Source organism: Cupriavidus sp. 05T313, assembly GCF_056396665.1.
In genome coordinates, this window is the sequence record NZ_JBFTLX010000007.1 from 80,278 (window position 1) to 88,583 (window position 8,306).

Genomic DNA, 8,306 nt, shown 5'->3' on the forward strand with positions numbered 1-8,306 from the left:
TAGAACATAGAGGACCCTCGCTCCACTCATCACTTCACCAATTCCATCAGCTTGCCAAAGCTGTTCACCACGTCGTACTTCACGTTCTCGGGGGCGTACTTCTTGTTGATCTCGTCGAAGAACTTACGGGCACACTTGATCTTGGTTTTCTCGATCTCATTTAGCACCATCGACGACATGGAGCCCTTGGTCTCAGCCACGAAATACACGTGTTTGACCGTACCTTCCTTGAACGACACGGCCCAGTCGGGGTTGTAGTCGCCAACGGGGGTGGGGATCAGGAAGCCGCGAGGCAATTTGGCGTAGACGACGACTTCAGTACAGGTATCGAGCTCCTTCACAAAATCCCGCTCAATACCGGAATCAGTGATCACGTAGTCGTAGATATGCCGCTTGAGCTTGTCTCCAGCCTTGCTGAAGTCCTGCTTGGTCTGGCCTGCGGTGAAGATGTCGAGGTCGAACTTGTCCCCAACCGAGTCGTAGGCCAAGTGTTCGATGATCATCGTTGCCTTCTGCTCGTTGATCAGCCGAACGGCCTCGGCAATGAAGCTTTCCGGATTGGTTCGGAACTGCGTAAACACGGCGACGCTGATCCCTTTGAGGATGTCTGCCGTCGTGCGTCGGGTCAGCTGCGTGCCTTCGGCGATCTTGCCGATCAGGTCGTACTTCACCGCGGAGTGAATCGAATGCACATTCTTTTCTGTCTCGGTCGCCTTGAGCACGAAGGCTTCGCCATCTTTTAGCCCGTCATAGGTCACCAGTGCAGCCTGCTCGCCGCTCTGAATCGTGTACTGCAATGGCGTCACGCGAAGGCTCTTGTCCAGTTCGGTGACGGCCTTCGTGACCAACTCCCCTGAATCAAAGCCAACGCTGTAGGCCGCCTTGCGATTGATCCGGTTCCACAGCTCCTTGAACTCCTGCTTGTCGAAGTTGCCGTTGAGCGGGTTCTTCTTCGGGCGACGGTCGTCGCTGATGTCAAACATCTGGCTGTCGCTGAAGACGCTGTCGATCAGCTGGTATACCTGCTCGGCATGGGCCTGCAGTTCCGGCGGGAGCGGAGCCAACGAGCCGTCCTTCTTGGCCTCATGGTACGCGCTGGTGATGCGATCCGCCCCGTCGCTGTAGTCGTTCTTGATCAGGTACTTGTAGATCTGCTTGGCCAATTGCGGCGTGACCTCGACATCGCCCGCCGCGGTCTTGAGCACCTTGCCGGTGAAATAGGCTTCGTCGGCCACCTTGGGGCGGGCCGACAGGGAGTCACTGATGTCCTTCTGCAGCGCAGAGACGAAGTCTTTGTAGCTTTCACTGGCTACGACGGTCAGCACGTTGACGTCATGGACGATGGCAGGGTGATCCATCCGGTCGCCGCTCTGATTCACGGACAAGCGCAGACCTCGGCCCACCTCCTGACGCCGCGAAATGGTGTTGTCGCTGTGCTTGAGGGCGCAGATAACGAACACGTTCGGATTGTCCCAACCTTCACGCAGGGCGGAATGCGAAAAGATGAAGCGCACCGGCTCAGCGAGCGACAGCAGCCGTTCCTTGTCCTTCAGGATCAAGTCGTAGGCGTCCACGTCATCGGCCTCGGTGGCCTTCTTGCCCATCTCCGGATCAATGAGACGTTTGGTCTTCTTGTCGATGGAGAAGTAACCGCTGTGCGTCCTGGACGCATCAATCCCCTTGAGGTACTTGATATAAGCGGTTTCGTCCAAATCCAGCACCTCGTTCAGGTACTGGCTGTACTCTTCTTCGAAAATTCGCGCGTAGTCGCCATTTTTGTCTGCCGAAGAGTAGTCGCGGTACTTGGCCACTTCGTCGATGAAGAACAAGGTCAGCACTTTGATGCCTTGCTGGAACAAGGCCAGCTCTTTATCGAAGTGCGCCTTGATGGCTTCCCGAATCTGAATGCGGCGGAGCGCCGCTTCGTTCACGTCGCCAGCGGCTTCACCTACGAAGAGCTCAACGCCGTTGGTAAAGCCCAAGGTATCGCTGTTGGCGTTGATGTCCGATACGACGTAGCCACGGTATTGATCCAGCTCGTTCGACTCGACAAACAAGTTATCGCCCTTTGAGAGCTTGCGCACGATGCGTTTTATTTCGCCACTCTTCAGCTTCTGCTCGAATTCGACGCGCGCCTCGGGCGGCTTCTTGGTCGAAATCTCGATGGACTGCAGGTACAGGTAGGCATTGGTACCAGCCAGCCCCTTCACTGAGATACCGCGCACCGCAATCTTCTTAACTAGCTTCTGGTTGTAGGCGTCCAGCGCATCCAGGCGGTGGATCTTGTTGTGCGTGGTCTTGTGCGTGGCCGAATAGCGAAGCACCATCAGCGCCTTGAATTCCTCCAAGGACTTCAGGGTCTGGGCACCCTCCATCTTTTGGGGCTCGTCCAGGATCAAAATCGGGCGGTTGGCACTGATCACATCAATCGGACGACGCGACTGGAAGTCATCCAGCTCCTCATAGATGCGGCGGGCGTCCTTGCCCGTGGCGTTGAAGGCCTGCACGTTGATTACCATCACATTGATGCCGGCGTCGGACGAAAAGCTTTCGAGTTCGTGCGGTTGCTTGGAGTTGTAGATGAAGAAACGAGCCTTCTTGTGGTACGTCTCGAGGAAGTGATCGGCCGTGATTTCCAGCGACTTGGCCACGCCTTCACGGATGGCAATGCTGGGCACCACGATGATGAACTTACTCCAGCCGTATTGCTTGTTCAGCTCGAAGATGGTTTTGATATAGCAGTAGGTCTTGCCCGTCCCGGTCTCCATTTCGATGTCGAGGTGCAGGCGAGATACCGCTTTGGCGGTGGCCTTGTATTGAGTCGTTACTGGAATACGCTCACCGTTGCCATTGATCGTATAAAAGTCAGTCAGTGAACTTGATAGCGGCAGATTCTGCTGGTGCTGAACCTGAGTGATGTTTTCCAGCAGCGTGACATCCGTCAGTTTCAAATCGGCGTTCTTGAACCCTGCTTCTGCGAATAGATCTTCGACCCCTTTCTTAGCCTTGCCCGGGTCGATGCGATAGCTGATGGCTTCGGCAGCAGCTACCGGTTGGCCATTGAAGCAATCCACCACGGCTTGTACAGCTGCTGTCTGATAGGCCTGGGTCTTGAATTTCAGTTTCATTGCCAGCCCCTCAGATGCACTTGACTTCGGTGGTAGGCGATAGCAACTTGAAGATTTGCTCGACGTTGATCTTGACCGCGCTGTCCTTGAACCCGGCATCGCGGAACACCACGCGCAGCGGCTGGTGCTTTGCCAGTTCCTTGACGAAGTCTTCATCGATACCGCCGTTCCCGTCGAAGCCGGCGGCCAGAGCGTTGCCATCGACAAAGAACACGTCCTTGCCTTGGATGGCTTGCTTGACGATGGGCAGCGCCAGGTCGACCCCCCAGTCCAGCATCACCTGGAACAGCAGGTCTTCTTGGGTGCGGTCGGGCTTGATGTTGTCGACGAACAGATCAATGTTCGCCTTATCCATGGCATCCGGCGAGTAATAGACGTCAGCCATATTAGATGCATCGACCTTCAGAACCCGGAACCCTATGTCCTTGTTCCATGCGTCGTTGCATTCGTTATCAAGAACCCGCTTACCTGCTCTGCGGATACGCTCTTTTCCAATCTCTGCGATGCTGCTGAAGCCAGCCTTTTTCGCCTCGGACGATTCGTCGCACACCTCGGGAAATTGGACAGCAATAAACCTGAATGCTGTGCCTTGAAGTGCATTCTTGTTGAGTACGGCTTGGGCAAATGAGCACGACCCGGCAAAAAAATCCATGACTATTCCACTGCTTCCGCAGTAGCCTAGAAATTCCTCAAGCAACTCGCTCGGCTTGGGAAAAGTAAAAACTTTGCCGTTGCCAAATAACTCCTCAATTTCTCCGGTGCCTTTTTGCGTGTAGGGACCTTCCAGGACCGAGTAGGGCTTTGCTCCCCGCGTGACCCCTTCTTCATCCTTCAAATATTGCTTGTAATCAACAGTCCAGCCGTCTGGCTTTTTCGTGAACACCAGCCCATCTTTGCTAAGAGCATCCTTAACGCGATCTTCCGACCATTGCCACTGCTTCTCTGGCCAAATTTCTTCACCATCTTTTACGATGGCGTATCGGAGATTGGGCCTCGCATCCATTGAATTTGTTGCCAGAGGCTGCTTTCTGTAGGGGCCCCTAAGATCAAAGTTTGAGTCTTTGAATTTGTAATACTTGAGAACATCATCCTTGGGTGGTAACGCTAGAAACCCAATGCTCTCTTTCTGTCTCGCGTAAATCAGAACATACTCATGAAGCCTGACCACATGTTTTGATTTAGCGCCGCCTCCGTACGATTTCTTCCAAACAACCTGAGCGACGAAATTTTCCTCCCCAAATATTTCGTCGCATAGATGACGCAAGTTTGCAGCCTCGCCGTCATCAATGCTGACAAACAGCAATCCATCTTCTGACAGCAGTGTTCTTGCCAAGCGAAGTCGGGAATAAATCATGGATAGCCAGTCCGAATGAAACCTTCCATTGGCCTCCGTATTGACTACCAATCTATTGCCTGCTTCGTCTTTCTGATTGGATCTGATGAAAAATTCATTAGAATCTTCTGCGAAATCGTCCTCGTACACAAAGTCGTTCCCGGTGTTGTATGGCGGGTCGATGTAGATCATCTTGACCTTGCCCAGGTACGTTTCCTGCATAAGCTTCAGTGCATCAAGGTTGTCACCCTCGATGAACAGATTTTTCGTGGCTTCGAAGTCCACGCTTTCTTCACGACACGGGCGTAGCGTCTTCGCAATCGGCGCATTGGCCGTCAACAGCGCCTCGCGCTTGCCCGGCCAGTTCAGGTGGTAGCGCTCCTGCGGGCCTTCGACAATCGATTCGGAAAGCTCCTGGCGCAGCTGGTCAAAGTCAACCGCCAGCTTCACGCAGCCATCCTCTCCCTCGGCCTCGGTCACGCAACCCGGAAACAGCTCGCAGATGCGGGCAATGTTGTCTTGCGTGAGATTGGGAGAATGCATTTTAAGTTGATCCATATTCTTTTCCTTGGCTCGCGCGTTCAGCGGCTCAATTGTTCAAGTTCATGTTTTAGTTGCCGCAAGGTCGCGTTGATCTCCACCTTGCGGTTGAATTGCTTTTCCTTGGCCAGTTTGCTGGCGGTTTTTTCGACCTCGCGGCGTTTGGCCGCAGCCAGCTCCACGCGGGCCACCAAGTCAGCTAACGATTCCTTTGGGCGGGCGGGCAGCGGCATCAATCGGTGCAGCAACTGCTCATACAGGCTGGCCAGATCCAGCGCCAGCGGCATCGCAGCGCGCTCGCTGCTGGCGGGCAGCCATTCCGTCGCAAAATAGTCGTTCAACACCCAGCGGCTGGCGTCTGATTCATTCGGGCGCTTGTAGGCTGCGACGACCTGCGTTTTGCCGTCAAAGCTCACCTCGAAAACGATGGGGAACTGCACAGCTCCATCAATGCAACGCAGCACGTCCAGATTGAGCTCTGGCGTCTTGAGCTGGATGGCAAAGACTTGAACCTCTGGCACGCCGGGTTTGGCGGGCAGGTTGATCGTTTCTGGGGCAAGCTTGTATTGCCAGACGACCTGCTCTACCTGCTCCACGAACAGGTCCTTCAGCCGCGTGTTGGCACCGCTGTGCTCGTAGATCTTATTCTTGGGCAGGTTGCGCCCAAAAGTGGCCTGCTTGGGGTAGCTGATGAAGGCGGGATGGGTGGGCAGGCTCATCCGACCTCCTGAATCACGAGGAAGGTGATTAGCTCGAAGTCGTCCAGCCCGGCGATTGGGTTCACAAGCGCGGTCGTTTTTCCGCCGCTAAACAGGCTGTCCAGATCCTTCTCTTCCTTCACCTCGATCATCGAGCGGATGGTCTTGCCGAGCAGGTCGGAGTAGACCTGCATCTTTCGGCCGTCTGCCGTTTCTTTGTTGAACAGGCGGCAGGCATCCGGAATGGGCTGGGCTTGCCCCTTGCAGCAGCTACGCACCAGATCAAGCAGACGCTTGACCTCAGTGTGGTCGTGGATGACCTCACCCTCACTGTTGATGTAGACGAGGTAGTAAGGGTGCAACCGGTTCTGTTGATCGATGTTGACGCGGTGGTTGCGGTTTCGCAGCGTAAAAATTACGCCAGGGCGGAGTCCGAGTTCGGGCTTAGCTGGCACCACGGCATGCATCCCGCTGGGCACGTTGTTCAACTCACCGTTGGCCTTGACGTAGTTGAGCAAGTCCATGCGAAAATCATTGAGCCCCAGGTCGGTTATCGACACGCCGGTTTTCAGGTCTTCCAGCTCGATCACTTCTTCTTGCAGGCGGCGCAACTGCTCTTTGCGGTACGACACGTCGTTGGCCTGGGCGCTCAGCACGTTGTCGTCGCCGGTGGCCGAAACGTCGGCAATCATCATCCGGCTCTCAACTCGTTCCTTGAGGTTGATGTACTCGTCGAGCGAGATGTCTGGCCAGTAATTGACCAACTGGATGCTGCTATTGGGTGAACCGATGCGGTCCACCCGGCCGAAGCGCTGGATGATGCGCACCGGGTTCCAGTGGATGTCGTAGTTGATCAGGTAGTCGCAGTCCTGCAGATTCTGGCCCTCGGAGATGCAGTCGGTACCGATCAACAAGTCGATCTCTGCCGGTTCGTTCGGCAGCACGACGGCTTTCTCTTTGGCGCGCGGCGAGAAGAGGGTGAGCAACTCCTGGAAGTCATAGCTCTTCTTGAGCGTGGACTTCGGCGCACCCTTGCCAGTGACCTTGGCGCTGTGCAGGGTCTGTGCGGCCAGCAACTCCGGTGCCAAATTGGCGTACAAGTAATCAGCGGTGTCAGCGAAGGCGGTGAAGATCAGCACCTTCTTGTTGCCTGGGTTCAGCGGCGCGGCAATCTTTCCGAGTACAAGCGATTTCAGGTGCTGCAACTTGGCATCGTCGGCAGGCGCGATCTTGTTCATCGACGCCAACAGAGCGTCGATGATCTCCAGATCGACCTTCAGCTCGTGCTCCCAAGAAGGCAAGTCCATGTCCGCGAGGCTGATCTTGACCTTGCCACCGATCTCGTTGTCGCCAATGGCGGGCAGGTCATCGTCTTCCGCGTCGAGGTCCTCCAGCTGATCGGTCAGGTCATCGATGCTGGCAACGTTGCCGGTCTGATTGAAGACGCTGATCTTGGCCAGCGTGTTCGCGTGGTTCGCACGCAGAGACTGGAGCGTCAAGCGGAAGGACTCAATCGAGCTTTCAAGCCGCTTGAGCAGGTTGGTCGTCATCAACGCCTGCAGGCTCTTTTCGCGGTCGGCCTGCTTGAGCTTGCCTTTGCCGGCGACCTGCGTGTCGTACATCTCCTCGTACTTCTTGAGTCGACTGGGCAGGATGTAGCTGATGGGGGCGTAAACAGCGAGCTTGAGCAGGGACAGTTGCTCGAAGATCTCGTTGAAACTCATCACGTCCGTTCGCTGCGTGAGCGGGCTGTGGAACGACAAGGGTTTGCGGCGCTCGGGGAATTGGCCGATGTCCTTGGTATCGTAGAAGGTCTGGATGTGCTTGCGAGAGCGCGCGATGGTGACGCTGTCGAGTAGTTCGAAGAAGTCGAAGTCCAACGTGTCCAAGATGGCGCGAGCGGTGCGCTCTTCTGGCGGGAGCTTTGCCCAAGCGTTGAAGCTGGCCTGCGCACCACGGAAGATGTCCTCTACCGACTTGCCGGTGCGCAACTTCTTGCTAAGGTTCTCGGAGTCCCCCTCGTAGGCCAGTGCCAGTTGATTGCGCAGGTCATTGAAGCGGTTGTTCACCGGSGTGGCCGARAGCATMAGCACCTTGGTTTTTACCCCCTCCTTGATGACCTTGTTCATCAGCTTCTGGTAACGAGTCTCCTTGTCCTTGTAGGCGTCGTTGTTGCGGAAGTTGTGCGACTCGTCGATGACGACGAGGTCGTAGTTGCCCCAGTTGATGCGGTTCAGCGGCGTGCCGAATGACTCGCCGCTGGTGCGGCTAAGGTCGGTATGGCAAAGCACGTCGTAGTTGAACCGGTCGCGGGCAAAGATGTTCGTCTTGAGGTTGCGGTTGTAGTTCAGCCAATTGTCCRCCAGCTTTTTTGGGCAGAGGACCAGCACCGAGCGGTTGCGCAGCTCGTAATACTTGACCACGGCCAAGGCCGTGAACGTCTTGCCCAAGCCGACGCTGTCCGCCAGGATGCAGCCGCTGTAGGTCTCGAGCTTGTTGATGATCCCGGTGGCCGCATCCTTCTGATAGTTGAATAACTTGTTCCAGATGAGGGTGTCCTGGTAGCCCGTGCGATTGTTGGGTAGGACGTCCTCATCGATGTCGTCC

At 55.6% G+C, this 8,306-nt stretch carries 4 protein-coding genes; all 4 read right to left on the reverse strand.

The genetic code is table 11. From position 1 onward, the window contains the following. Nucleotides 1-29 precede the first annotated feature (29 nt). The gene (locus tag AC1DKD_RS03060) at nucleotides 30-3,128 is read right to left on the reverse strand and encodes a type III restriction-modification system endonuclease (RefSeq protein ID WP_477142915.1); all 3,099 of its coding nucleotides are present in this window, start codon (nucleotides 3,126-3,128) and stop codon (nucleotides 30-32) included. A gap of 10 nt (nucleotides 3,129-3,138) precedes the next feature. Further along, the gene (locus tag AC1DKD_RS03065) at nucleotides 3,139-5,019 is read right to left on the reverse strand and encodes a site-specific DNA-methyltransferase (RefSeq protein ID WP_477142916.1); all 1,881 of its coding nucleotides are present in this window, start codon (nucleotides 5,017-5,019) and stop codon (nucleotides 3,139-3,141) included. A 23-nt stretch (nucleotides 5,020-5,042) separates the two neighbouring features. Beyond that, nucleotides 5,043-5,720, reverse strand: coding sequence for a DUF4391 domain-containing protein (locus AC1DKD_RS03070; protein WP_477142917.1), 678 nt, complete (start codon nucleotides 5,718-5,720; stop codon nucleotides 5,043-5,045). After that, nucleotides 5,717-8,306, reverse strand: a 2,590-nt coding sequence (locus AC1DKD_RS03075; RefSeq protein ID WP_477142918.1) for a helicase-related protein, incomplete at its 5' end; no start/stop codon positions are given. The genes AC1DKD_RS03075 and AC1DKD_RS03070, both read right to left, overlap by 4 nt.